The organism is Alphaproteobacteria bacterium (genome assembly GCA_019635875.1).
Taxonomy (GTDB): domain Bacteria; phylum Pseudomonadota; class Alphaproteobacteria; order Reyranellales; family Reyranellaceae; genus JAFAZJ01.
Map to the genome: position 1 here is coordinate 147266 of JAHBYP010000007.1, position 24374 is coordinate 171639.

Genomic DNA, 24374 nt, shown 5'->3' on the forward strand with positions numbered 1-24374 from the left:
CCCGCGTCGGCAAAGCGAATCCGCGCTACGCGGGCAGGCGCAGGATGCTGGCCGCCAGGCGTTCGCGATCTTCAGCGGTGAACGGCGTGATCTTGCGTGCCTTCTGGTCGAACAGCACGCCCACGCCATCGGCCGCCGCCGCCAGCTCGCCCGAGTCGGCGTCGAACAGGAAGTGCGCGAGGTGCATGGTCTTGTCGGTCGCCGCCAGCAGGCCGCTCTTGACCACGCTGAGCGCGCCGGCGGCGAGCGGCCGGCGAATCTCGTTGCGCAGCTCCAGCACCACCGTGCCCTGGTCGCGTTCGCGCATTTCCAGGCGGTCGAAACCCACGCCCTGCCAGAAGCCCGGCGCGCCGTCGGAGTAGCGGGCGAAGTGGAAGCGCGGCAGCAGCAGGCCTTCGGCGTCGCATTCCTCGGGCTGCACGACACCCTGGCAGATGGTGAACAGCCCGGCGGCTTCGGCGCGATCGAGCGTCAGGTCGGGCAGGGGTCCGCGCGAGCCCGCGGTGCGCGGCCGGGCGTTGGCCGGCAGCGCCACGCGCCCGGCTTGCGCGCGCTCGCGGAACGCCGACGGCCATGCCGCCGCCCTGCCGTGCGTATCGACGCAGCGCGTCACCTGTCGCACGGTGCCCGCCACCTCGCCGTTCAGCGCGCTGCGGATCTCGTGATAGGCGACAAGCGTCGACTCGCCGACCTCGACCGGAGCCGAGGCGACCTCCCAGGCGTCGGCGGCGAAGAGCTCGCGGTGATAGCGCACGTGATCCTCGACCGTGCGCACCTTCAATCCTGCGGCGGCGAGCGCGCGCGGCCCGAGACCCAGCGCGGCGTGCAGATAGCGTCCGCCGTCCCAGGCGAAGGACGGGAAGTGCTGGACGTTGAGGTGGTCGTTCTCGTCGCACTGCCAGGTGTTGACGCAGCCGCGCGCGGTGGAGATCAGGTCGGTCATCGCGCCTGCGCCTGTAGCATCGCCTCGACCGCCGCGCCATCGCGGCGCTAGGATCGCGCCGCCATGCGAACTGGGAGACGCCGATGATCTACGAGCTGCGCACCTACAACGTGAAGCCCGAGCACGCCGCCGATGTCGTCGCGGTCTACGAGCAGTATGGCTGGCCGCAACTCAGGAAGTGGCGCAAGAACCTGGTCGGCTACTTCATCAGCGACATCGGCCCGCTGCACCAGATCGTGCATCTGTGGAAGTTCGCCGACCACGCCGCGCGCGACCATCAATGGGCCAGCTTGCGCGCCAATCCCAAGTTCGTCGATTTCGGCCGCCGCATCCGGCCGATGCTGGCCTCGCAGGAGAACAAGATCCTCAAGGCCGCGCCATGGAGCCCGAAGGTCTGACGGGAGCACGACCTGTCGTCGCGAGCGCAGCTTTCCTTGGAAGCGCCGTCGTCCCGCCGGCATCTTCTGGGGCCGGCGGGACGCCGGCGCTCGCAGGAAGAAATCCTCGATCCCTCGCCGCGCTCGGGATGACAGACGGCTCCGGTGGAATGCCGGCGCTCGCACTCGCGCAAACCTGATGCTTCCGCAGCGCGGACCCGCGCGTCTCGACCATCGCCACGAAATCCACCAACATGCGCGCCGCTTGCATCGAGACGAGGGAGAGCCGGCCGCATGAGTATCAAGGGCAAGGCCTATATCGGCGGGATCTACGAGCATCCCACGCGACTGGCGACCGACAAGTCGCTGGCGATGATCCACGCCGAGGTCGCCAGGGGCTGTCTCGAGGACGCCGGCCTGAGCAAGGACGATGTCGACGCCTATTTCTGCGCCGGCGACGCGCCCGGGCTGGGGCCGATGTCGATGGCCGACTACATGGGCCTGACCAAGCTCAAGCATTTCGATTCGACCGATGTCGGCGGCTCGTCCTATGTCGTGCATGTCGGCCACGCCGCCGAGGCCATCGCCATGGGCAAGTGCAAGGTGGCGCTGATCACCCTGGCGGGCCGGCCGCGCGCCGAGGGCATGGCCACCGGCACCGTGCCGCGCAGCCGCGGCGGCTCGCCGACGCCGGACGAGCCCTTCGAGTTCCCCTACGGCCCGACGGTCGTGAACATGTACGGCATGGCCGCGATGCGCCACATGCACGAGTTCGGCACGACCAGCGAGCAGCTCGCCTGGATCAAGGTCGCCGCCTCGCACCACGCGCAGCACAACGAGCATGCGCTGCTGCGCGACGTGGTGACGGTCGAGGACGTGCTGAAATCGCCGATCATCTCCGACCCGCTGCATCGGCTGGATTGCTGCGTCATCACCGATGGCGGCGGCGCGATCCTCGTCGTCGCGCCGGAGATCGCCCGGAGCCTGAAGCGGCCCAAGGTCAAGATCATCGGCGCCGCCGAGACGACCAAGAACCAGATGGGGGGCGCGGTCGACCTGACCTATACCGGCGCGCGCTACACCGGCCCGGCGTCGTTCGCCGAGGCCGGCGTGAAGCCGTCCGACATCAAGTACGCCTCGATCTACGACAGCTTCACCATCACCGTGCTGATGCAGCTCGAGGATCTCGGCTTCTGCGAGAAGGGCAAGGGCGGCGCCTTCGTAGCCGACGGCAACCTGATCTCGGGCACCGGCAAGCTGCCGTTCAACACCGACGGCGGCGGGCTGTGCAGCAACCATCCCGGCAATCGCGGCGGGCTCACCAAGGTGCTGGAGGCGGTGCGCCAGGTGCGCGGCGAGGCGCATCCCAAGGTGCAGGTGAAGAACTGCGATCTGGCGCTGGCGCACGGCACCGGCGGTTCGCTGGGCAGCCGGCACGGCAGCGGTACGATCATCCTGGAGAGGGAGTAAGCGATCATGGCCGAGAAGGAACGCAAGCTCCCCGCGTCGGTGACCAGCCCGGAAACCGAGGAGTATTGGGCAGCCGCCAAGGAAGGCAAGCTGCTGGTGAAGAAGTGCACCGCCTGCAACAGGACGCACCACTACCCGCGCAGCCTGTGCCCGTACTGCTTCAGCGACAAGACGGAGTGGACGACGGCGTCGGGCAAGGGCGTGCTCTATTCCTACAGCGTCATGCGCCGCGCGCCGATCCCGTACGCGCTGGCCTATGTCACGCTGGCCGAGGGCACGACCATGATGACCAACATGGTCGATTGCGACTTCGACAAGCTGAAGATCGGCCAGGCGGTGAGGGTGGTGTTCAAGCCGACCGACGGCGGCGGCGCGCTGCCCTGCTTCACGCCGGCTTAGCATTTCTCCTTCTCCCCGCGAAGCCGGGGAGAAGGTGCCGAGCGGCAGCGAGGCGGATGAGGGGCTTCGAATCGTCTCACCACACGCTGCCGTTGTCGCGCTAACATAAGCCCCTCATCCGGCGCTTCGCGCCACCTTCTCCCCGCCTTCGCGGGGAGAAGCTTTTTGAATCGGGGAGCTCTGCGTCATGGCGCACAAGGGTCTGATCTTCGGCATCTTCCTGGCGCCATTCCATCGCGTCGGCGACAACCCCACGCTGGCCATCGCGCGCGACATGGAGCTGATCCAGTGGCTCGATCATCTGGGCTACGACGAGGCGTGGATCGGCGAGCATCATTCCGCCGGCTGGGAGCTGATCGCCTCACCCGAGCTGATCATCGCCGCCGCCGCCGAGCGCACGCGCAACATCCGCCTGGGCTCGGGCGTCACCAGCCTGCCCTATCACCACCCGCTGATGGTGGCCAACCGCTTCGTGCAGCTCGACCACATGACGCGCGGCCGCGCCATGCTGGGCGTCGGTCCTGGCGCGCTGGTGTCGGATGCCTACATGCTGGGCATCGCCCCCGACACGCAGCGCCGCCGCATGGACGAGTCGCTCGACGCGATCACGCGGCTGCTCGCCTGCGAGGAGCCGGTGACGATGAAGACCGACTGGTTCGAGATGAACCAGGCGCGCCTGCATCTCGCGCCCTACACCTGGCCGCGCTTCCCGATCGCTGTCGCCAGCACGCTGACGCCCGCCGGCATGCAGGCCGCCGGGAAGTATGGGCTGGGCGTGCTGTCGCTGGGCGCCGGCATCCCCGGCGGCCCCGACGCGCTCGCCAACCAGTGGAAGATCGCCGAGGACGAGGCCGCCAAGGTCGGCCGCACCATGGACCGCAAGGACTGGCGCCTGGTGGTCAACATGCACACCGCCGAGGACGACGAGGCGGCGATCGAGCAGGTCAAGGTCGGCGAGCGCATCGAGACCGTGACCTATTTCGAGGACACGCTGGGCCGCCCGCCGGGCCGCGCCGACGATCCGCTGCGCGAGGGTGTCAAGATGGGCACGACCCTGGTCGGCTCGCCCGACACGGTGAGCCGCGGCATCGAGAAGCTGGTCGAGAGCAGCAAGGGCGGCATCGGCGGCGTGATGTTCCGCGCCCATGAATGGGCCGACCGCGACAAGACGATGAAGAGCTTCGAGCTCTTCGCCCGCTGGGTGATGCCGCGCTTCCAGGGCTCGCTCGACACGGTCGTGGCCTCGCGCGAATGGACCAAGTCGAACCGCCGCACGATCTTCAGCCCCAACGTGGCCGCGATCGCCAAGGCCTACACCGACGCCGGCAAACCGATCCCCGACGAATACAAGACCCGCCTCGCCGGCGCCCGCGACGCGGATTGATTGCGCTGGGTGCGCGTCACTCCAGTGACGCGTCTTCGTCGGTCCTGAGAATGACGCGCCACTGGAGTGGCGCGCCCCCGGCACTCAGCCCTCTGCCGTTCCTTCCAGCAGCTTCACCTTGAAGCGCTGGCCCAACGCGTCAACCAATTCGCGGACGTGCGCGGCGTCGCGGGTCTCGACCAGCAGTTCGAGTGTAGCGCTTTTCGCCGCGACGCCGCCGAATAGTCGCTGGTGCTGGACCTCGAGGATGTTGCCGCCGGCCTCGCCGACGATGCCGGCGACGCGCGCGAGCTGGCCGGGCGCGTCGCTGATCTTCACCCGCAGCCGTACCACGCGGCCATCGCGCACCAGGCCGCGCATCAGGATCGAGGCGAGCAGGCGGGTGTCGATGTTGCCGCCGCACAGCACCAGCCCGACCGCGTGGCCGGCGAAGGTCTCGCGATGGGCGAGGATCGCCGCGAGACCGGCGGCGCCGGCGCCCTCGGCCACGGTCTTCTCGACCTCGAGGAACAGCACGATGGCGCGCTCGATGTCGGTCTCGTCGACCAGCTTCACCTCGGAGACCAGCTCGCGGCACACCGCCAGCGGCAGCTGCCCGGTGTCGCGCACGGCGATGCCCTCGGCGATGGTCTCGCCGCCGACCGAGACCGGCTCGCCGTGCAGGATCTGGTACAGCGCCGGATAGCCCGTGGTCTCGACGCCGACGACGCGGATGTCGGGCTTGAGCGCCTTGGCCGCGATGGCGATGCCCGAGATCAGCCCGCCGCCGCCGACCGGCACGACCAGGGTGTCGAGATGCGGCGCGTCCTGCAGCATCTCCAGCCCGACCGTGCCCTGGCCGGCGATGATCGCCGGATCATCATAGGGGTGCACGAAGGTCAGGCCCTCGGCCTCGGCGATGCGCCGCGCTTCACCCGCCGCCTCGGACAGCGTGTCGCCGTGCAGCACCACGCGCGCGCCGTGATCGCGGGTGTGCTTGACCTTCACGAAGGGCGTGAAGGCCGGCATGACGATGGTGGCGGGAATGTCGAGCCGGCCGGCGTGGTAGGCAACGCCCTGCGCGTGGTTGCCGGCCGACATGGCGATCACGCCGCGGCCGCGCTGCTCGCGCGACAGCGTCGAGAGCTTGGTCAGCGCGCCGCGCTCCTTGAACGAGGCGGTGAACTGCAGGTTCTCGAACTTCACCCAGACGTCGCAGCCGCAGACGCGCGACAGCGTGCGCGAATGCAGCATGGGCGTGCGCGCCACCTGGCCTTGCAGGATCTTGGCGGCGGCCTCGATGTCGGCCAGCGTGACGGGCAGGGAGGAAGCGGGCGCGTTCATGGTGCCCTTGTAGCACGCCTTCTTGGTCGTCCCGAGCGCGGCGGGCTTTACCTGCCCGCCCCGCGAGGACAGGGCGATCGCAGATGGCGTGTTGGCTGTCTTCGGGCCGCGCCGCTCCAGCGGCGCTCATGATGCGTCGCTGGAGCGACGCGGCCCAAACGGCTCGAAGAAAGTTGCCTGGTCGGGGCGCGCCACTCCAGTGGCGCGTCTTGTCGATGATCCGCCGCGCTCTCGGGAGTGGCGCGGCCCCGCCTCGTGAGGGCCATATGCAATCGCCCTCCCGCCGGGAAAGGATGTCAGCGCAGAACCGTCACGGTCTTGCGCTTGATCAGGTCGAAGTCGATCGGCGCGCCGATGCCGGGCCCTGATGGCGCGTGGACGAAGCCGTCCTTGTCGGGATCGATGTCGGGGTTCAGGCCGTATTTCTGCGCCCCTGACGGCAGCAGCACCTCGAAGAACTCGGTGTTGCGGATCGCCATGGCGACATGCAGCTGGGCGAAGTTGTTGAGCGAGTTGCCGCCGTGGTGGATCTCGTAGTTCATGCGGAAGGCCTCGGCGAGGTGCGCCGTCTTCATCAGGGTGGTGATGCCGCCCTTCACCGCGATGTCGCCGCGCAGGTAGTCGGTGGCGCGCTCGACGATCCACGGCGCGTAGCCTTCCAGGCCGGTGATCGGATACTCGGTGGCGAGGATCGGGATCTTCAGCAGCTGCTTGAGCTTGACGTAGCCATAGAGATCCTGGTCGTGCAGCGGGTCCTCGTACCAGTGGAAGCCCAGCTCTTCGACCGCCTTGCCGACGCGCAGCGCCTCGGGAAAGGTGTAGCTCCAGGTCGAATCGAGCATGACGGTGTAGTCGTCGCCGACCGCGCGGCGCACCGCCTCGCAGATCCTGATGTCCTCGCGCCAGCGCGTCGGCGGATGGATCTTGTAGGCCGCCCAGCCACCCGCCTTGTATTGCTGCGCCTCGGCGGCGTAGGCCTCCGGCGAATCGAGCACGGCCGAGCTGGCGTAGGCGGGGATCCTGTCCCTGTACGTGCCGAGCAGCCGGTGGACCGGCTGGTTCGCCGCCTTGCCGGCGATGTCCCACAATGCGACGTCGCAGGCGCCGATGCAGCGTACGCTCGAGGCGCGCATGCGCCGCCACAGGTCCTGGTTCAGCCGCTCGCGCTCGAGCGGATCGCGGCCCATCAGCATCGGCTTGAGGTGGCGGATCAGCCCGGAACCGTCGGTCGAGGCCGGGTTCATCGCCGAGCCGACGAAGGCGTGGCCCTCGATGCCCTGGTCGGTGCTCACGGTCAGCAGGCCCAGGTCGCTGCTGCCGGCCGAGCGCGCCGAGTGGCCGCCATAGGTCGTGGCCGGGATGTCGTCCCAGGCGAAGAGCGTCAAGCTGACATCGGTGATCTTCATGGTTGCCTCCCGCGTGCCGTTTCGGCCGACCCGCTCCACCTGCACTCTAGTGGTGGCGGGCATGGCGAAGAACGGCCCGATGCGCGGGACAGCCATTCGCCGACCGAGCGTCGCCGACCGGGCGCCGCCATCTGGTGTGCGTCAGTTGCCCATTTGGTGTCAGGCTTGCGTGCCCATTTGGTGTCAGGCTTGCGTTATTGCGTTGTTTGGCCGTACTGTCTCCCACCCGCGCTGCACCAGGCCGCCCGATGCCCCGCAAGCCCCGTCTGCACGTCGATGACGCCATCTACCACGTGATGCTGCGCGGCAACGCCGGCCAGCCGATCTTCGCCGACGATGCCGACCGCAACCGCTGGGAGGCGATCCTCGCCGAGAGCGTGGCGCGCCATGGCCATCGGGTGCTGGCCTATTGCTGGATGGGCAACCACGTGCATCTCTGCCTGCGGGTCGCCGGCACGCCGCTGTCGCGCATCATGCAGCAGCTCGCCTTCCGTTACGCGCGCGCCTTCAACCGACGGCATGGCCGGATCGGCCACGTCTTTCAGGGCCGCTTTCGCGCGCTGCTGGTCGGCGACGAGGCCTACCGCCTGGGGCTGCTGCGCTACATCCATCGCAATCCGCTGGCCACCGGGCTCGAGCGCGATCCGCGACGCTACCGCTGGTCGAGCCACGGCGCGCTCAGCGGCGCGCGGCGACCGCCCGATTGGCTGGAATGTGCCGAGACGCTGGCGCTGTTCGCGCGCGACGCCAACGTCGCGCGGCGTCGGCTGCATGCGTTCGTCATGGATACCCGGACCGAGACCGGCGCGGCGGCGGACGATGCCGGGCTGTGGGCCGAGATCGAGGCGGCGCTCGCGTCGCCCTCGGTCGAGACGCTCGGCTCACCGCCGCGGGCCGCGCGACGCCACGCCGCGCGACGTCAGGCGGCGCGCGCGCCGAGCCTGTCGGCGGTGATCGACGCGGCGGCGCGCATGATGGGCGTGGATCGGCGCGCGCTGATCGGCCCGACACGGGCGCGCGCCGCGTCGCAGGCGCGCGGCGTGGCCGGCCTGCTGGCGCAGGCGACGGGCGCCGGCTCGCTGTCGGCGCTGGCGCGCGCAACCGGCCGCGATCCGGGCTCGATCAGCCGCGCGGTCGAGGCGGCGCGAGGGCGGGTGGCGGCGGATCGCGGGTTGGCGCGGCGGCTGGCGAAGGCGAGACGTGCGTTGGCGCAAACAACGCAATAACGCAAGCCTGACACCGTCGGCGCACTGTCGGCACGGGCAGCGGCATAGAGGTGTCACGTAGAGTGGCAGAGGTGTCAGGATTGCGTTATTGCGTTGTTGCGAGATGCGAGCGATTTGAGGTTGCGCTGCGAGCCAAGTTCCGATGGAGCCCTATACAACGCAATAATGCAAGCCTGACACCAATCTGACGCGCGAGCGCGCCGCGCCTGCCGGACCGCTGCGCAGGGGCACCCGGGGGCGGCGCCTGCGCGCGGGATGCCCGGCCACAGGACCGATGGACGCTGCATCGGCGGCGTGCGATAGCGTCGGCCCGACAGTGTGGAAGCGGGGCAGGGCGGCATGAGCGGCGAGTCGGCGACGGCGCAGGTTGTCAGGTTCCTGCGCGTGGTGGCCGTGGCGATCGCGCTGGCGAGCGCCGTGCTCTGCGCCCTGGCCCTGGCCTACACGCTGTTCGTCAAGGCGCCCGATCTCGAGGATCCGTTCGCCCAGGCGCATCGCCACGCCAACATCCGCTACGAGCTGCTGTGGCTGGGCATCAGCGCCAGCGCGGTCGCCCTGGCGCTGCTGACCCGCAGCCTCGCCTGGGCCTACGCGCCGCTCTGCCTGATCGGGCTGGAGGCCGGCGGCCATGTCGTGCACTGGCTGGTCGCCGGCAACCGCTATCATCCGCTGCCGCCCGAGATCCGCGACCGCTTCGAGCCGCATCCGCTGACCGTCGGCGCGCCACGGCCGGGCGTGTATGGGCCATTCACGCACACAAGCGAGCGGCGCCGGCTGACGATCAACCAGGCCAAGGCGGCGGACGCGCGCCGCGTCTTCGTCTTCGGCGGCTCGACGACCTACGACGCCGGCGTGACGGACGGCGATTCATGGGCATCCCAGCTCTCGCGCCGGCTGGGCGGCGGCTTCATCGTCGAGAATTTCGGCATGGACGGCTTCAGCAGCGTCGAGGTGCTGGTCTCGACGCTCTTCGCCTTCCGCGAGACCACGCCGGCCTGCGCCGTGTTCTACATGGGCTGGAACGATCTGCGCAGCGCGCACCTCTCGACCCTGAAGCCCGACTACAGCGACTTCCATCTGCCGCACCAGCGCGGCAATCTCGGCCTGCTGCCGACCCTGCCGGTGGAATCCTACTCGGTGGTCGTGCGGCTGGTCGTGTCGCTGGCGCGTCCGCCGCTGCCCCAGCCGCGGGGCGAGGTCTCGTCCGAGCACGATCGGCGCCTGGCCAAGGTCTATCTCGACAACATGGCGCTGATCGTCGCCGTGGCGCGGCACCACGGCGTCAAGCCGATCTTCGTGCCGCAGGTCGTTGACCATGTCCGGCATTCGACCGAGAGCGGCTATGGCTGGGTGCCGCTGATCCCCTATCGCGACGTGCCCAAGGTGCTCGACCGGCTCAACGGCGATCTGCGCAGTCTGGCGGAGCGGCTCGACGTGCCGTTCGTCGACACGCCGCACGACGTGCGCTGGCAGGCTGGCGACTTCGTCGACGACGGCCATTTCAACGCGACCGGCGCGCGCAAGTTCGCCGACGCGCTGGCCGGGCCGGTCGCGCGGCAGTGCGGACCATAGAGAGTGGAGTCGATGAAGATCACCGCCATTCGCGGCATCTGGGTGCATGTGCCGATCCCGGAAGCGGGCCAGCACGTCAGCAATTTCGGCCGCGTCGATTCCTTCGATTCGGTGATCGTGCGCGTCGACACCAACGCCGGCATCACCGGCTGGGGCGAGGCCAAGGCCGGCGTCGGCTCGGCGGCCTCGTGCGCCGGCCTGGCGGCGATGATCAATCTCGACCTCGCGCCGGTGCTGGTCGGCGAGGATCCGCGCGACATCTCGCGCCTGTGGGACGTGATGTACAACCGCCAGCGCGAGGGCCACGCCATCGCCCGCGGCCACGGCCTGCCGCAGCTCGGCCGGCGCGGCCTGACCTTGAGCGCCATCGGCGGCATCGACATCGCGCTGTGGGACATCCTCGGCAAGTCGCTGAACGCACCGGTCTGGCGCCTGCTGGGCGGAAGGCGCGCCGAGCGCATGCCGGCCTATGCCTCGGGCGGCTGGGCCGATGCAGCCAATATCGGCAGGCAGCTGCTGGGTTATGTCGAGAAGGGCGGCTTCCGCGCGGTGAAGATGCGGGTGGGCGTGATGGACGGCACGCCGGCGCGTTCGGCCGCGCGCGTGAAGGCGGCGCGCGCGGCGCTGGGGCCGGATATCGGCCTGGCCTGCGACGCGCACGGCACCTTCACCGTCGCCGAGGCCAGGGCCTTCGCCCGCATGGTCGAGGCGTGCGACCTGATGTGGTTCGAGGAGCCGGTGTCAGGCGACGACAAGAGCGGCATGGCCGAGGTGCGCCGCTCCTCCTCGGTGCCGATCAGCGCCGGCGAGAGCGAGTTCACGCGCCACGATTTCCGCGACCTGGCCGAGTTGCGCGCCGCCGACATCCTGCAGCCCGACCTCGCCATCGCCGGCGGCATCACCGAGGGCGTGCGCATCTCGGCCATCGCCTCTGCCTTCAATCTGCGGCTGGCGCCGCATCTGTGGTCGGGCGCGCCGGGCTTCGCCGCCGGCCTGGCGCTGGCGGCGACCTCTTCCGCCGGCTTCATTCTGGAGTACTCTCTGGGCAGCAATCCGATGCTGCAGGAGCTGGTGCGCGAGAGGTTCCCGGTCGCGGGCGGCATGGTCGAGATTCCCGACCGGCCCGGCCTGGGCATCACCGTCGACGAGGCGTTCCTGGCGAAATACGCGCGCGGCTGACGCGCGAGGGGAGAAGGTCAACGATGTCGGCCGAACCCAGGCCCGCCTCCATGCTGGTCGGCGCCGCGACCGTTTTTGCCGTGCGCGACATCGCTGCCAGCCGCGACTACTTCCGCGACGTGCTGGGCTTCACCATCACCTTCGAGTGGGGCACGCCGCCCTACTACGTCTGCCTGTGTCGCGACGAGGTGCAGCTGCATCTGCTCTCGGCGGCGCAGACCAGGCGCCAGCCGGGCCAGGCGGGCCTGTGCGTCTTCGTGCGCGATGTCGATGCGGTCTACGAGGAGCTGAAGGCGCGCGGCGCCGACATCCCGAAGCCGCCCGAGACCTATCCGTACGGCATGCGCGACTTCGACGTGATCGATCCCGACGGCAACCAGATCACCTATGGCATGGGTGTGAATGAGTCGGGGAAGTAGTCGAGGGCAAGTGCGCCGACTGGACAGGGGAGGTCGAAATGGGCCTGTTCGACTGGCTGACGGGCACGAAGAAGCCGCCCGCGGGTGTCATCGCCAGGACGCCGGCGGAGGTCCATGCCGCGATCCTCGCGGTCAACCGGCCGACCGCGCCGTTCGTCGTGCGCGACGGCGCGCCGGAGAAGGTGGATCTGGTGGCGGAATGGCGCATCGTCGATGCCGCCTGGTACGAGATCTTCGCCAAGGCCGGCCTGACCAAGGTGTTCAAGGTGCTGATGCGGCTGGACGCGGACAAGCGCGAGGTGCGCGCCGTCGACCAGGAATGGTCGGTCGAATGGCGCGCCGGCATCCCCTCGCTGTCGGTTGCCGCATCGGCCTTTCGCGGCCAGACGACGTCGATCGAGTTCGGCACGGCCTACGCCTTCACCGAACAGGGCGGCCTCGGACAGGTCTACCAGTACAAATTCGCCACCTCGGAGATCAAGAAGCCGCTGCAGGACGCGGTCGCCGCATCGGGCTGGACGTGGCGCGGCGTGTCCTTCGGCAAGCTATAGGAGGCCGTCATGCGCCGCATCGCGTTCGTCCTCGCCTTCTGTTTCCTGACGATCTGCGATCCGTCGCCGGCGCGGGCCTATACCGACGCCGAGATCAGCCAGTTCCTGATGAGCAGCCCGTGGTGCCATTTCCGCTACAGCTCGACGGCCGGCACCACCTCGACGCGGCGCGGCCAGTTCGGCAGCGACGGCATCCTGACCGTGCGCAGCGGCCGCGAGGTCTACTCCTCCGGCCCGGGCGGCACCTATGCCGGCGGCTCGCAGGGCGGCGAGCAGTACTACTGGCGGGTGCAGAACGCGATGCTGCTGCTGTCGCAGGACGGCGCGAACTGGCAGCCGCACAAGCTCGACGCCTATCGCAATTCCAGCGGCTACCCGATCCTCGTCGTCGATGGCGACGAATATTCCATGTGCAATTGATCACCGCTTGTCATCCCGAGCGAAGCGAGGGGGATCCAGGCACCCGTCTGGATTCCTCGCTGCGCTCGGAATGACAGCGGTGCGTTACTCCGCGAATCTCGGCATCACCTTGGTCGCCATCAGCTCGAGCGACTGCAGGATGCGGTCGCGGTCGTGCAGGCCCTGCGGCATCAGGAGCACGCACTCGTCGATCGGTACGCGCTTGTGCACCGCCTCGATGCGCCGCGCGATGGTGTCGGGCGAGCCGACCAGCAGTTCGGGCACGCCCTGGCCGAAGGGGATCGCCCAGCGGTTCCAGAACCACAGCATGTCCTCGAGCCATTCCTTGGCCTGCGCATCGGTCGGCGCGCAGATGAATACGCCGCCCCACGCGGCCTGGTGGCCGTTCTTCACCGTGCGGCCGTGCTTCTCGGCCTCGCGCGTGTAGCCTTCGCAGAGGCCGGAGAAGAAGTCGATATTGTCGGTCAGCACGATCGGCCGCCCGCCATAGCGCGCCCAGAACAGCGCCGTGCGCATCGAGGCGGCGAAGCCGCCATAGAGCGGCGGGTGTGGGCTTTGCAGCGGACGCGGCGCGATGCCGATCTCGTCGACCTTCATGTCGGCGGCCACGCCCTGGCCAAACTCGGTATAGACGCCGTGCGGATGCGGATTGACGAAGCCCTCGGGCGGAAAGCTCCAGTACTTGCCCCGGTGCCGGAAGGTGTCGTGGGTCAGCGCCTTGACGACGACGTCGACGAACTCCGAGAAGTACTCGCGGTTGGCCGCGTCGGCCGGCGAGTCCTTGTTCCAGGGTCCCACGGCGTTGAGGTCGTCGCGCACCTTGAAGTTCTCGACCCAGCGCGCCTGGTAGCCGCGCACCAGGCCGACGCCGAAGCGTCCGCCCAGCATGTTGTCCATGGTGGCGATGTCCTCGGCCACGCGCAGCGGGTTGTGCGTGGTCGAGACGAAGCCGCAGGTGATGACACGCAGCCGCCTGGTGTGCTGGCCCAGCCACATGCCCATCAGGCGCGGATCGTTGGAGATCTCGAAACCCTCGATCTGCAGGTGATGCTCGGGGTGGCCGAAGCCGAAATAGCCGGCGTCGTCGGCGAAGCGCGCGTACTCGGCGATCTCGTCGAGCATGCGCTGGTAGAGCTCGGGCCTGCGCCCGGCCATGCCGGCCTCCAGTTCGTGCCGCCGGCCGACCGTGCAGTACATGAACAGGCTGAACTTCATGGCAAGCGCCTCCCTATTCGGCCGCCTTGGGCAGCACCAGCGACCTAGTCCGCTTGTCGAGCCACCAGCCGTATTCCTGCGGCCACATCGCGAAGGCGGGATCGCAGCCCAGCTCCTGCGCCGCGTGCAGCGCCCAGAACGGATCGTAGAGCGCCTGTCGACCGATCGCGACCAGGTCGGCGTGGCCTTCCTGGAGCACCGCCTCGGCCTGCTTGCCGTCGAGGATCAGGCCCACCGCCATCGACTTCACGCCGCCTTTGTTGCGCACCGCCGAGGCGAACGGCACCTGGAAGCCGGGGTGACGCGGGATCGGCTGCGCGGTGGCCGTGTTGGTGAGCCCGCCCGATGAGCAGTCGACGACATCGACGCCCAGCGCCTTCAGCGCCTGCGACAGCGCCACCGTGTCGTCGAGGTTCCAGCCATCGGCGCCATCGAGCGAGGAGACGCGGAAGAACAGCGGCTTGTGCCGCGGCCAGGCGGTGCGCACCGCGTGGGTGATCTCGAGCGCGATGCGCATGCGCCCGGCGCGGTCGCCGCCATAGCCGTCGTTACGCGTGTTGCTGACCGGCGAGAGGAAGGAGGCGATCAGGTAACCGTGCGCGCCGTGGATCTCCGCGACATCGAAGCCGGCGGCGTCGCCGCGCCTGGCGCCCTGCGCGAAGGCCTCGACGATGTTGCCGATATCGGCCGCCGACAGTGCGCGCGGGATCAGCCAGCCCGGCGCCACCGGCTCGGTGGTCGGCCCGACCACCTCCCAGGCGCGGCGGCCCTTGGCGAAATCCGCCTCGTTGAGCGGACCGTTGCCCTCGGGCACCGGCTGCATCGAGCCCTTGCGGCCGGAATGCGCCAGCTGCAGCGCGGCCTTCGCGCCCTCGGCGTGGATGAAGTCGACGACGCGCCGGAATGCGGCGACCTGCTGATCGTTCCAGATGCCGGTGTCGTGCTGCGTCACCCGGCCGATCGGCTCGACCGCGGTGCCTTCGGTGAACACCAGGCCGGCGCGACCGCGCGCGAAGCCGCCCAGATGCACGACGTGGAAGTCGTTCGCGAGCCCGTCCCTGGCGTGGTACTGCACCATCGGCGAGATCACCACGCGGTTGGGCAGGGTGACGCCCCTGATGGTCAGTGGCGTGAACAGCAGCGGCCGGGACTCAGGCGTGGACACGGACGGCATCTCCAGGGGTGAACGCATGCGCCGATCATACTAGGCTGCCGCCGACGGAAGCGGGAGGGGCGGCCATGCGCATCATCGCCATCGAGGATCTGCACTGCAACGCGGGCTGGCGCACCTTCTCGTTCCTGAAGGTCACCACGGACGAGGGCATCGTCGGCTGGTCGGAGTACAACGAGAGCTACGGCAGCGGCGGTCTCACCGCGGTGATCCATCGCCTGGGGCATCATCTGATCGGCCAGGATCCGCGACCGGTCGAGCGCATCTCCTCGCAGCTCTACGCCATTACACGTCAAGCGCCTGGCGGCGTGAACGCCCAGGCGATCGCGGCGATCGAGAACGCGCTGCTCGACGTCAAGGCCAAGGCGCTGGGCATCCCCGTCTACGCCCTGTTCGGCGGCCCGGTGCGCGATCGCCTGCCGCTCTACTGGTCGCATTGCGGCAGCTACCGGCTGAACCAGTCGGAGGTCATGGGCCTGGAACCGATCCGCGGCTACGACGACCTGGTGACGCTCGGCAGGCAGGTGAAGGAGCGCGGCTTCAGGGCGCTGAAGACCAACATCTTCATGTTCGACCGCGACAAGCCCTACATGCACCAGCCCGGCTTCGGGCGAAATCCCGGCTGGCCCGAGCTCAATGTCGACAACCGCATCCTGGGCGCGATCCATGACGGGCTGGGCGCCTTCCGCCAGGGCGCCGGCAAGGAGATGGGCATCCTTCTCGACACCAACTTCAACTTCAAGACCGAGGGCTACGTGAAGGTGGCGCGCGAGGTCGAGCCGTACAATCTCTTCTGGCTGGAGATCGACAGCTACGATCCCGAGGGACTCGCCTATATCCGCCGCAAGGCCAACATGCCGGTCGCCTCCTGCGAGTCGCTGTTCGGCCGCCGCGGCTTCCGTCCGTTCCTCGAGAACCGCTCGATGGACGTCGCCATCGTCGACGTGCCGTGGAACGGGCTGCTCGAGTCGGTGAAGATCGCGGCCATGGCCGAGGCCTACGAGATCAACTGCGCGCCGCACAATTTCTACGGCCACATGTCGAGCCTGATGAGCGCGCATTTCTGTGCCGCCATCCCGAACTTCCGGGTGATGGAGATCGACATCGACGACGTGCCGTGGAAGGACGATCTCGTGACCCACCCGCCGGTGATCGAGAACGGCGAGCTGATCGTGCCGACGCGGCCCGGCTGGGGCGCCGACGTCAACGAAGACGCAGTGCGCGCCCATCCCGCGCGCGTCGGTTGACAAGAATCGCAACCGTCGTGCGTCTGCCGCCTTTCCTTCCCCCGGAGGGGGAAGGTGCCCGAAGGGCGGAAGGGGGATGTCGAAGCCGAACGCAGGAGTCTGTCTTCAACATCCCCCTTCCGTCGCGCTGCGCGCGCCACTTTCCCCCTCGGGGGAAAAGGAGTGAGCTTCGGCGGCTTTACGTGATCGTGGTCCTGATCGTTCTCCTCGTCGTGTGGAGCGCCGCGGCGCAGGCCCAGACGGCGGCCACGCGCGGCGGCGGTGAGACGCTGGTGCTGGCCAACGAGGTGATCCGCGAGGCGGGCGGCCGCCGGCTGATCGCGCGCGGCCTGGTCGAAGTGCGCCGCGGGACACGCTCGATCATGGCTGACGAGGTCATCTATGACTCCGCCAGCGACAGGCTGCGCGCCGTCGGCAACGTCGCGGTGGTCGAGGACAATGGCGACGTGGTGTTCTTCGCCGAGGTCGATGTCGACGCCGCCTTCACCGACGGCGCCGGGCGCGACATCCGCATGGTGCTCAGGCGCAGCTGGCGGGTGCGCGCCAGCGATGGCCGGCTGAGCACGAAGGAAGGCCGCCAGTTCACCCTGCAGCACGCCCAGGCCACGCCCTGCGAGGAATGCGCGAGGAATCCCGAACGTCCGCCGATATGGCGCATCACGGCGCGCCGCGTCGTGGTCGACGATGCCTCGAAGGATTTCATCTACAGCAACGCGGCGATGGAGATCTTCGGCGTCCCGGTGCTCTACACGCCGTATTTCACCCATCCGGCGCCCGATGTGCGCCGACGCAGCGGCCTGGTGTCGTTCGATGTCGGCCGCAGCGTGTCGCGCGGGTTCTACGCCCAGCCGCAATACTTCATCGCCTTCGGCGACAGCGCCGATCTCTCGCTGCGCCCGCGGCTCTATGTCCAGCGTCCGGCGCGTCCGATGTTCGACGTCGAGGCGCGCAAGCGTGGCGACACCTTCGACGTCTCGCTGCGGCCACGATTCGCCTACGACGGCGGCCGGCTGCGCTACCTGCTGCGCGGTGCGCTGCGCTGGGACATCGACGACAACTGGCGCGCGCTGGCCGACGCCGACTACTCCGGCGACCGTGCCTTCCACGAGGATTTCGGCATCGACCGCGCCGCCTCCAGCCGCTCGGTGGCGGCGGTCGAACGTTTCGCCGCGCAGTCCTTCCTTCAGTTCCGCGCCGCGCACTACCAGGACCTGCACTTCGACGGCTTCGCCGGTCACGTGCCCAACGCCGGATTCCACGCGCTCGCGCATCAGCGCATCCCGCTGCTGGTGCTGGGCGGCACGCTGGAGACGCGCACGCTTCTGCGCCAGACGCTGCGCGAGCACGGGCCCTCGACCAGCAGCGCGATCCAGACGGTGGAGTGGCAGCGCCGCGCGCTGATCGGCGGCGGCCAGGTCGTGGGCTTCGGCGGGCAGCTCATGGGCCGGCTCGATCGCACCACATCGGGACCGGCGGATATCGTCGACCCGCTGTCGAACGGACTGCCGACGGTCGCGCGCAGCTGGGGATCGGGCGACGCGACCGGCTGGCTCGAGTGGTCATATCCCTTCGTCGCGCCGGTGGGCACGAGCGGCTCGTGGGTCATCGAGCCCAGGGCGCTGCTGATCGGCTCGGGCAGGATCGCCGGCACGCGGCCGACCCTGAACGAGGATTCGCGCAGCCTGGAGATGGATTTCAGCTCGATCTTCTCGCTGGGCCGCCACACCGGCTTCGATCGGCGCGAAAGCGGCCTGCGCGTGGTCTACGGCTTGCGCTCCACACTGGGCTTCGCGTCGGGCGAATCGCTGACGGTCGAGGCTGGCCAGCTGCGCTATCTCCTGGGCACCGACAATTTCGGCGGCCGACTGCGCGCGCCCGGCGACAAGGCCTCCGACTGGGTCGTGGGCGTGCGCGGCGATTTCGGCTATCCGCTGTCGCTCGACATGTACGGCCGCTTCGACGCGCGCGATCTTGGCGTCGTGCAGGCCTATGTCGCGCCGACCTTGCGCCATCGTCTCTTCGGTCGCGATGCCAGTCTGACGGTGGGCTATGCGCATGAGGGCCCGGCCAGCCCGCTTGGCCGTTATCCCGGCGTGCCGCCGCCGCGCGACTCCGTCATCGCCTACATGCGTGCCCCGATCGGCGAGTACTGGACGATCGAGGCGGGCATGCGCTTCGACATCACGCGTCGCAACTTCACCGACTACCAGGCCGGGATCACCTACGAGGACGAATGCTTCCTGATCCGCGTGCTGGGCCAGCGCGGCATCTACTTCGCCGGCATCGGCACCGAAGCCGCCGCGCGCGTGCTCGTGCAGGTGACCTTCAAGCAGCTCACAACCCTGAGCTTCCAGACGAACTGACAGCGAAGCTGTCATCCCGAGCGCAGCGCGGGGATCCTTCCGCCGACAAAAGATCCCTCGCGCCGCTCGGGATGACAGAACTGCCTCACGCCCCCACCACCAGCGTCGAGGCGAGCTGGCGCACCGTCTTGACCAGCGCCATGGCGACGATGCGGCCGGTCTTGCGGTTCTCGGCGCTGACGGCGACGTCCTCCATGAACCTGAAGCGGCCGAAGGCGCCGGCGGCCTCGACCTCGACGACATGCGTGGCGATGGTCGGATCGGCGACGATCACCACGCGCGTGCGGTCCAGGCCGATGCCGGCCAGCGCCACGGCGGCGGAGATGTTGACATTCTGCGGATAGAGCCGCGCGCCCTCGCGCACCGGCCCGTCGAACACGACATGCGGCTGGGTCAGCGAATCGAGGTCGACGAGATCCTGCGCCGCCGTGCCCCTCCACGCCGAGGGATCCTTGCGCACCGTCACCGTCACCGAATCGAGCCCGCCCACCGCCGCGGCCGAGAGGATGTCGATGGCGCCAATGCCGGCGGAGGGCAGGATCAGCCGCTTGCCGTTGTGCCGCGCCGCCGCCAGCACGCGCTCGTACAGCACGGTGTCGGTGAAGGCGCCGACCGAGGTCACCAGCAGGTCCATGCCGTTCTCCAGCACGCGCTCGGCATGGTTCCGTACCGCGTCGTGGCCGGCACACTCGACCACGACGTCCATGGCGTAGTCGAAGAAGCGGTCGGGATCGTGCGTGATGTCGGGCCGGCTGGTGATCTCCTGGCGCGGCCGGCGCACCATAGCGGCGCGCAACTCGACGCCCTCGATGCGCCCGGCCGCCATCGCCTCGCGCACATGCAGGCCGATGGCGCCATACCCGATCAGTCCGAGACGCAGCATAAGGTGGTCCTCTTTTCATTGCCTTCCCCCGGGGGAAGGTAGCGGCGAAGGCTTTACCGAGCCGTCTTCCACACGCTATCACGGCTTCCATGCGATCGTCGGCATTGGGCCTGATGGGCCTCGGCGTCATGGGCGCCAATCTCGCGCGTAACCTCGCCCGCAACGGTGCGCGGCTTGCGCTATTCGACACCGCCCAAGGCGTGGCCGCGCCGCTGGCCAAGGACATCGGCGATGGCGCCGTCGGCGCCGATGATATCGCCGGCCTGATCGCCGCGCTGCCGGCACCGCGCAGCATCATGCTGATGGTGCCCGCCGGCCAGCCGGTCGACGACGCGCTCGAGGCGCTGCATCCCCACCTCGGCGCCGGCGACATCGTCATCGACGGCGGCAACTCCTTCTATCGCGACACCCAGCGCCGGCAGATCGAGCTCGCGCGCCAGGGTGTGCACGTGCTGGGCTTCGGCGTCTCCGGCGGCGCCGAAGGCGCGCTCAAGGGCCCGGCGATCATGGCCGGCGGCGAGACCGCCGCCGTCGCCTCCGTGGCGCCGCTGTTCGAGGCGATTGCCGCGGAGGCGCCCGACGGCTCGGCCTGCTTCGCGCGCGTCGGGTCGGGCGCGGCCGGCCATTTCGTCAAGGCCGTACACAACGGCATCGAATACGCCCACATGCAGCTGATCGCCGAGACCTGGCATCTGCTGCGCCGCATGGTCGGCATGAGCCACGGCGAGGCGCGCACCATCTTCGCACGCTGGGCCGAGGGCGAGCTGTCGTCCTTCCTGATGGAATGCGCCGTGCAGGTGCTCGACACGCGCGACCCCGACAGCGGCGCGCCGATGATCGAGCGCATCGTCGACACCGCCGAGCAGAAGGGCACCGGCCAGTGGACCGCCAATGCTGCGCTGGCCTATGGCGTGGCCGCGCCGACCCTGGCCGAGGCGGTGCACGCGCGCTGCCTCTCGGCGCTGAAGAGCGATCGCCTCGCCAACGAGACCGCGCTCGGCCCGCCGACCATGGCCTTTGCCGGCGACCGCATGGCGCTGACCGCCGCCCTGGGCCGCGCACTGCTGGCGGCCAACATCGCCGTGCTGGCGCAGGGCTTCGCGCTGATGCGCGCGGCCGACCAGGAGGAGGGCTGGGGCATCCATCTCGCCACCGTGGCGCGGGTCTGGCGCGGCGGCTGCATCGTGCGCTCCGAGCTGCTCGAGCCGATCGCCGAGGCCTGTGCCAGCCTGCCTGCGGGCACCAATCTGCTGCGCGCGCCGGCGTTGTGGCGCATGGTCAGCGCCGGCGACGCCTCGTGGCGCCAGGTGGTGGTGACGGCGATCGCCCATGGCGTGCCGGTGCCGGCCTTCGCCTCGTCGCTCTCCTATGTCGACGCCTTGCGTACCGGCCGGCTGTGGGCCGACATGATCGCCGCCCAGCGCGATGTCTTTGGCCAGCACGGCTTCACCCGTCTCGACAAGCCGGGCCGTCATCACGCCGAGTGGGCGCCCTACGCCGGCGACGAACACAAGGGATGACTGTCTACGTCGTGATGGGCGTGTCCGGCTGCGGCAAGTCGACGGTCGGCAAGCTGATCGCCGAAACACTGGGTGCGCAATACGCCGAAGGTGACTCGTTTCATCCGCCACAGAACGTCGAGAAGATGCGCAGCGGCCAGCCGCTCGACGACGACGATCGCGCGCCCTGGCTGGCGGCGATGGCGGCGGCGATCGGCGACTGGAACACGAAGGGCGAAACCGTCGTGCTCGCCTGCTCGGCGCTGAAGCGCCGCTATCGCGACGTGCTGCGCAGCGGCGGCGAGGTGCGCTTCATCCATCTCGCCGGCGAGAAGGCGCTGATCGCCTCGCGGCTGGCGGCGCGCAAGGGCCACTACATGCCGCCGACCCTGCTCGACAGCCAGTTCGCCGCCCTCGAACCGCCGGGCGACGACGAGGCGATCACCATCGGCATCGACGCGCCGGCCGAAACCATCGCGGCAAGGGCGCTCCACAGGCTGTCATCCCGAGCGTAGCGAGGGATCCAGGCAAAGCCGTAGATCGCTACGCTCGGGATGACATCAGCGGCTCGCCAACCCGCGCGCCAGGCTCCAGCGGTGGACTTCCGACGGGCCGTCGTAGATGCGGAAGGCGCGGATCTCGCGGAAGATGCGTTCGACCGGCGTGTCGCCGGTGACGCCCAGCCCGCCCAGCACCTGCACGCAGCGGTCGGCGACGCGGAACAGCGCCTCGGACACCGCGACCTTGGATACGCTCGACTCGAAGCGCGCGTCGCGGCCCTGATCGAGCACCCAGGCGCAATGCCAGATCGCCAGCCGCGCCATGTGCAGGTCGATCAGGTTGTCGGCGAGCTGGAAGCCGACGCCCTCGTGCTCGATCAATGTCTTGCCGAAGGCCTTGCGGCGATTCGCGTACTCCACCGCGATGTCGTGCGCGCGCCGCGCCGCGCCCAGCCAGCGCATGCAGTGCGTCAGCCGCGCCGGCGCCAGGCGCACCTGGGCGTAGCGGAAGCCGCGGCCGACCTCGCCCATCACGTCGTCCCTGTGCACGCGCAGATTCTCGAAGCGGATCACGGCGTGGCCGCCGGTCATCGACTCCTCGATGGTGTCGATCACCCGCTCGGTGACGATCGCCTTGTTGGGCAGGTCGGCCATGAACATGGTGGCGCCCTTGTCTGCGCCGTCGATCAGGGTGCGCGCCATGATGATGATCACGCCGGCGCCGTCGGCGCCGGTGATCAGCCACTTGGTGCCGTTGATCACGAAGTGATCGCCGTCCGGCACCGCCGTGGTGCTCATCGCCGAGGGATCGGAGCCGGCGCCGGGCGGCGGCTCGGTCATGGCGAAGCAGGAGCGGATGTCGCCATTGGCCAGCGGTTTGAGCCAGCGCTGCTTGTGCGCCTCGGTGGCCACCGCCTCGAGCATGTGCATGTTGCCCTCGTCGGGCGCCATGCAGTGCATGGCGATCGGGCCGAGCAGCGAGTAACCCGCCTCCTCGAAGACGATGGCGCGCTCGCGATGGGTCAGGCCCAGCCCGCCATATTCCGCCGAGCATTGCGGCGACAGCAGCCCGGCCTGGCGCGCCAGCGCATTGAGCTCGCGTCTGAGCTCGTCGCTGGGGCCGTGCGGCGACTGCCGGGGATCCTTCTCGCGCGGGATGATCGAATCGCGGATGAACGCGCGCGAGCGCTCCTGCAGTTCGCGGTCGCGATCGGTAAAGGCGAAATCGATCATGTGCGGGATCTCCTTGAGACCCCCTCATAGTTGCCTTCCCCCGGAGGGGGAAGGTGGCGCGAAGCGCCGGATGGGGGATGCCGAAGGCGGACACCGAGCGAGTTGAGGCATCCCCCTTCCGCCCTTCGGGCACCCTCCCCCTCCCGGGGAAGGTAGGACTAAGCGGAGGTTGTCCGATCCAGTTCGCGGAAGCGCGACCAGAAGGCGTCGCGGCGGGGGTAGCGCAGGCGCAGCTCGTCGACCCAGCCGTCATGCGTCTCGCCATCGGTTGCCGGCGGAAGATCGCGGACCTCGACCATGGCTCGGGCCAGTGCGGCGTAGTGATGGGCGAAGCCGCTGTCCAGGATGGTGGGCGCGGCGGCACGGATCAGCGCCACGGCCTGCGCGGGATGGCTTTCGCGCAGGCGCGTCGCGGCGTCGAGCAGCGCATCGGGCGGCACCGGCTTCAGCTCGGCCAGGCGCGAATCGACCAGCGCCGCCGCGGCATCGAGCGCCGGCCAGGTAACCAGGAAGGCCAGCGCCTCGCCGGCCGAGCGGTGTTGCGCGACCTGCGCCACGATGCGCTTTTCGGCGTCGGCATCGGTGAAGTCGGGCAGGCGCTTGAGATAGTCGCGCAGCAGCGGCACCTCGAGCGTGCGCTCGAAGGTCAAGAGCCGCAGCGCCTGGGCGTCGTCGCGGCGACCCAGCGCCTCCAGCGTCTCCAGCCTGAGCGCGGTGGCGTTGCGCGTGGCGCGCTCGAAGCGCGGGTTGTCGAGCCAGCTGAGCGCGTCCCCGGCGCGGCCGGCGGCGAGCAGGCGTCGGGCGATCGCCGGCGCGTCGATCTCGGTGGGATGGAACTCGCTTTCGACGGCGATCAGCGCGTCGACATCGCCCAGCGCATCGGCGATCTGACGCAGGATCTGGCGCAGCACCATGGCGCGCACGCGCGCGTCGTAGTGACGGCCGATGGTGTGCGCCCAGCGCTGGCCCACCGCCTCGCGCGGCAGCGCGCCGAACGCCGCGCCGATGCGATCGGCCAGCAGCCGCAGGCCGTCCTCGCCCAATGCGCGCTCGTAGGGGTTGATGTTCATCGCGCGCTCCTGCTCCTGTTCGATGCGGCCGATGACCCACTCGACCACCTCGTTGATGTCGCGCGCCGGATGTTTCGCCCATAACCCGGACAGGTCGTCCTCGGCCCGGTCGAAGACGGCGGCGAGGCCCTCCGTGGTGCCGACGAGGCCGAGAACCGTCGGGCCCATGGCGATGAAGCGGCGCAGCAGGTCGATGGCGCGGCCGGGCAGGGCGGGGGCGACGTCCCCGACGATGATCTCGCGCAGCGCACCGATCTCGTCGCCGACCTCGCGTGCGCGCGCCTCGCCCAGGCGGGAGCGGCGCGACAGGTGCGACAGCCCGATCAGGCGGCGCTCGATCTGCTCGGCCAGTTCCTCGGCGCCGGCCTCGGCGGCGATTGCCAGCGCCAGGCGCTCACGGAAGGCGCGGTCGCGCCTGCCCTGGTCCATCAGCAGCGCGGCCAGTCGCGCCGCGCCCAACCGTTCGAGGTTGGCCAGCGTGACTGAAGTAGTGGAACGGCTCTTGCGTGGCGCCATGCGGACTC

The 24374-nt window shown here is 69.4% G+C and carries 22 protein-coding genes; 14 read left to right on the forward strand and 8 right to left on the reverse strand.

Features of this window, described 5'->3' with window-relative positions:
* Positions 1 to 25: 25 nt before the first annotated feature.
* Entirely contained in the window at positions 26 to 943 is a 918-nt protein-coding gene (locus tag KF889_23250) for an acyl-ACP thioesterase (GenBank protein ID MBX3502370.1), read from the reverse strand.
* 83 nt (positions 944 to 1026) lie between these two features.
* On the opposite strand from KF889_23250, the gene KF889_23255 reads away from it, so the two are divergent.
* The 4 genes from KF889_23255 to KF889_23270 all read left to right on the forward strand — a co-directional run bounded on the left by KF889_23255 (position 1027) and on the right by KF889_23270 (position 4573).
* The gene (locus KF889_23255; protein MBX3502371.1) at positions 1027 to 1341 is read left to right on the forward strand and encodes an NIPSNAP family protein; all 315 of its coding nucleotides are present in this window, start codon (positions 1027 to 1029) and stop codon (positions 1339 to 1341) included.
* A gap of 273 nt (positions 1342 to 1614) precedes the next feature.
* Positions 1615 to 2790, forward strand: coding sequence for a thiolase domain-containing protein (locus tag KF889_23260; GenBank protein ID MBX3502372.1), 1176 nt, complete (start codon positions 1615 to 1617; stop codon positions 2788 to 2790).
* A gap of 6 nt (positions 2791 to 2796) precedes the next feature.
* Positions 2797 to 3189 carry a Zn-ribbon domain-containing OB-fold protein gene (locus KF889_23265; GenBank protein ID MBX3502373.1) on the forward strand — a complete coding sequence of 131 codons (393 nt, stop codon included), beginning with the start codon at positions 2797 to 2799 and terminating at the stop codon, positions 3187 to 3189.
* 187 nt (positions 3190 to 3376) lie between these two features.
* On the forward strand, positions 3377 to 4573 hold the full coding sequence (locus tag KF889_23270) for an LLM class flavin-dependent oxidoreductase (protein MBX3502374.1): 1197 nt from the start codon (positions 3377 to 3379) through the stop codon (positions 4571 to 4573).
* A gap of 84 nt (positions 4574 to 4657) precedes the next feature.
* Here KF889_23270 and KF889_23275 read toward each other — a convergent pair whose 3' ends face one another.
* Entirely contained in the window at positions 4658 to 5896 is a 1239-nt protein-coding gene (locus tag KF889_23275; protein ID MBX3502375.1) for a threonine ammonia-lyase, read from the reverse strand.
* A gap of 296 nt (positions 5897 to 6192) precedes the next feature.
* The gene (locus KF889_23280) at positions 6193 to 7302 is read right to left on the reverse strand and encodes a mandelate racemase (protein ID MBX3502376.1); all 1110 of its coding nucleotides are present in this window, start codon (positions 7300 to 7302) and stop codon (positions 6193 to 6195) included.
* Positions 7303 to 7550: 248 nt separating this feature from the next.
* Here KF889_23280 and KF889_23285 point away from each other — a divergent pair, with 248 nt between their 5' ends.
* The 6 genes from KF889_23285 (at position 7551) to KF889_23310 (ending at position 12669) form a co-directional block, all read left to right on the forward strand.
* Positions 7551 to 8528, forward strand: coding sequence for a transposase (locus tag KF889_23285; GenBank protein MBX3502377.1), 978 nt, complete (start codon positions 7551 to 7553; stop codon positions 8526 to 8528).
* A 339-nt stretch (positions 8529 to 8867) separates the two neighbouring features.
* Entirely contained in the window at positions 8868 to 10100 is a 1233-nt protein-coding gene (locus tag KF889_23290; GenBank protein MBX3502378.1) for a hypothetical protein, read from the forward strand.
* 12 nt (positions 10101 to 10112) lie between these two features.
* On the forward strand, positions 10113 to 11279 hold the full coding sequence (locus tag KF889_23295) for a mandelate racemase/muconate lactonizing enzyme family protein (GenBank protein ID MBX3502379.1): 1167 nt from the start codon (positions 10113 to 10115) through the stop codon (positions 11277 to 11279).
* 50 nt (positions 11280 to 11329) lie between these two features.
* Entirely contained in the window at positions 11330 to 11698 is a 369-nt protein-coding gene (locus KF889_23300) for a VOC family protein (GenBank protein ID MBX3502380.1), read from the forward strand.
* 38 nt (positions 11699 to 11736) lie between these two features.
* Positions 11737 to 12249 carry a hypothetical protein gene (locus KF889_23305; protein MBX3502381.1) on the forward strand — a complete coding sequence of 171 codons (513 nt, stop codon included), beginning with the start codon at positions 11737 to 11739 and terminating at the stop codon, positions 12247 to 12249.
* A gap of 9 nt (positions 12250 to 12258) precedes the next feature.
* Entirely contained in the window at positions 12259 to 12669 is a 411-nt protein-coding gene (locus tag KF889_23310; GenBank protein ID MBX3502382.1) for a hypothetical protein, read from the forward strand.
* A gap of 84 nt (positions 12670 to 12753) precedes the next feature.
* Here KF889_23310 and KF889_23315 read toward each other — a convergent pair whose 3' ends face one another.
* Together KF889_23315 and KF889_23320 are read right to left on the reverse strand one after the other, a co-directional pair.
* Positions 12754 to 13884, reverse strand: coding sequence for an LLM class flavin-dependent oxidoreductase (locus tag KF889_23315; protein ID MBX3502383.1), 1131 nt, complete (start codon positions 13882 to 13884; stop codon positions 12754 to 12756).
* A gap of 13 nt (positions 13885 to 13897) precedes the next feature.
* Positions 13898 to 15058 carry an NADH:flavin oxidoreductase/NADH oxidase gene (locus KF889_23320; protein MBX3502384.1) on the reverse strand — a complete coding sequence of 387 codons (1161 nt, stop codon included), beginning with the start codon at positions 15056 to 15058 and terminating at the stop codon, positions 13898 to 13900.
* A 65-nt stretch (positions 15059 to 15123) separates the two neighbouring features.
* Between KF889_23320 and KF889_23325 the strand changes: the two genes are divergently transcribed.
* Together KF889_23325 and KF889_23330 are read left to right on the forward strand one after the other, a co-directional pair.
* Positions 15124 to 16302 carry a mandelate racemase/muconate lactonizing enzyme family protein gene (locus KF889_23325; GenBank protein ID MBX3502385.1) on the forward strand — a complete coding sequence of 393 codons (1179 nt, stop codon included), beginning with the start codon at positions 15124 to 15126 and terminating at the stop codon, positions 16300 to 16302.
* A gap of 182 nt (positions 16303 to 16484) precedes the next feature.
* The gene (locus KF889_23330) at positions 16485 to 18665 is read left to right on the forward strand and encodes an LPS-assembly protein LptD (protein ID MBX3502386.1); all 2181 of its coding nucleotides are present in this window, start codon (positions 16485 to 16487) and stop codon (positions 18663 to 18665) included.
* 85 nt (positions 18666 to 18750) lie between these two features.
* On the opposite strand, the gene KF889_23335 is transcribed toward KF889_23330, so the two are convergent.
* Positions 18751 to 19548 (reverse strand): aspartate dehydrogenase, encoded by a 798-nt coding sequence (locus KF889_23335; protein ID MBX3502387.1) that lies wholly within the window; start codon positions 19546 to 19548, stop codon positions 18751 to 18753.
* A gap of 89 nt (positions 19549 to 19637) precedes the next feature.
* On the opposite strand from KF889_23335, the gene gndA reads away from it, so the two are divergent.
* Both gndA and KF889_23345 read left to right on the forward strand, forming a co-directional pair.
* Positions 19638 to 21068, forward strand: a complete 1431-nt coding sequence (gndA, locus tag KF889_23340; GenBank protein ID MBX3502388.1) for an NADP-dependent phosphogluconate dehydrogenase — start codon at positions 19638 to 19640, stop codon at positions 21066 to 21068.
* Complete coding sequence (locus KF889_23345; GenBank protein ID MBX3502389.1) at positions 21065 to 21562, forward strand: gluconokinase; 498 nt, start codon at positions 21065 to 21067, stop codon at positions 21560 to 21562. Before gndA ends, KF889_23345 begins: the two co-directional genes overlap by 4 nt.
* Before the next feature lie 45 nt (positions 21563 to 21607).
* On the opposite strand, the gene KF889_23350 is transcribed toward KF889_23345, so the two are convergent.
* Both KF889_23350 and KF889_23355 read right to left on the reverse strand, forming a co-directional pair.
* Entirely contained in the window at positions 21608 to 22780 is a 1173-nt protein-coding gene (locus KF889_23350) for an acyl-CoA dehydrogenase family protein (GenBank protein MBX3502390.1), read from the reverse strand.
* 158 nt (positions 22781 to 22938) lie between these two features.
* On the reverse strand, positions 22939 to 24366 hold the full coding sequence (locus tag KF889_23355; protein MBX3502391.1) for a hypothetical protein: 1428 nt from the start codon (positions 24364 to 24366) through the stop codon (positions 22939 to 22941).
* Between the last annotated feature and the right edge of the window lie 8 nt (positions 24367 to 24374).

Bases quoted from the DNA above. Each gene is read 5' to 3' on its own strand.
- KF889_23250 (MBX3502370.1), bottom strand. From the start codon at position 943: ATGACCGACCTGATCTCCACCGCGCGCGGCTGCGTCAACACCTGGCAG.
- KF889_23255 (MBX3502371.1), top strand. From the start codon at position 1,027: ATGATCTACGAGCTGCGCACCTACAACGTGAAGCCCGAGCACGCCGCC.
- KF889_23260 (MBX3502372.1), top strand. From the start codon at position 1,615: ATGAGTATCAAGGGCAAGGCCTATATCGGCGGGATCTACGAGCATCCC.
- KF889_23265 (MBX3502373.1), top strand. From the start codon at position 2,797: ATGGCCGAGAAGGAACGCAAGCTCCCCGCGTCGGTGACCAGCCCGGAA.
- KF889_23270 (MBX3502374.1), top strand. From the start codon at position 3,377: ATGGCGCACAAGGGTCTGATCTTCGGCATCTTCCTGGCGCCATTCCAT.
- KF889_23275 (MBX3502375.1), bottom strand. From the start codon at position 5,896: ATGAACGCGCCCGCTTCCTCCCTGCCCGTCACGCTGGCCGACATCGAG.
- KF889_23280 (MBX3502376.1), bottom strand. From the start codon at position 7,302: ATGAAGATCACCGATGTCAGCTTGACGCTCTTCGCCTGGGACGACATC.
- KF889_23285 (MBX3502377.1), top strand. From the start codon at position 7,551: ATGCCCCGCAAGCCCCGTCTGCACGTCGATGACGCCATCTACCACGTG.
- KF889_23290 (MBX3502378.1), top strand. From the start codon at position 8,868: ATGAGCGGCGAGTCGGCGACGGCGCAGGTTGTCAGGTTCCTGCGCGTG.
- KF889_23295 (MBX3502379.1), top strand. From the start codon at position 10,113: ATGAAGATCACCGCCATTCGCGGCATCTGGGTGCATGTGCCGATCCCG.
- KF889_23300 (MBX3502380.1), top strand. From the start codon at position 11,330: ATGCTGGTCGGCGCCGCGACCGTTTTTGCCGTGCGCGACATCGCTGCC.
- KF889_23305 (MBX3502381.1), top strand. From the start codon at position 11,737: ATGGGCCTGTTCGACTGGCTGACGGGCACGAAGAAGCCGCCCGCGGGT.
- KF889_23310 (MBX3502382.1), top strand. From the start codon at position 12,259: ATGCGCCGCATCGCGTTCGTCCTCGCCTTCTGTTTCCTGACGATCTGC.
- KF889_23315 (MBX3502383.1), bottom strand. From the start codon at position 13,884: ATGAAGTTCAGCCTGTTCATGTACTGCACGGTCGGCCGGCGGCACGAA.
- KF889_23320 (MBX3502384.1), bottom strand. From the start codon at position 15,058: ATGCCGTCCGTGTCCACGCCTGAGTCCCGGCCGCTGCTGTTCACGCCA.
- KF889_23325 (MBX3502385.1), top strand. From the start codon at position 15,124: ATGCGCATCATCGCCATCGAGGATCTGCACTGCAACGCGGGCTGGCGC.
- KF889_23335 (MBX3502387.1), bottom strand. From the start codon at position 19,548: ATGCTGCGTCTCGGACTGATCGGGTATGGCGCCATCGGCCTGCATGTG.
- gndA (MBX3502388.1), top strand. From the start codon at position 19,638: ATGCGATCGTCGGCATTGGGCCTGATGGGCCTCGGCGTCATGGGCGCC.
- KF889_23345 (MBX3502389.1), top strand. From the start codon at position 21,065: ATGACTGTCTACGTCGTGATGGGCGTGTCCGGCTGCGGCAAGTCGACG.
- KF889_23350 (MBX3502390.1), bottom strand. From the start codon at position 22,780: ATGATCGATTTCGCCTTTACCGATCGCGACCGCGAACTGCAGGAGCGC.
- KF889_23355 (MBX3502391.1), bottom strand. From the start codon at position 24,366: ATGGCGCCACGCAAGAGCCGTTCCACTACTTCAGTCACGCTGGCCAAC.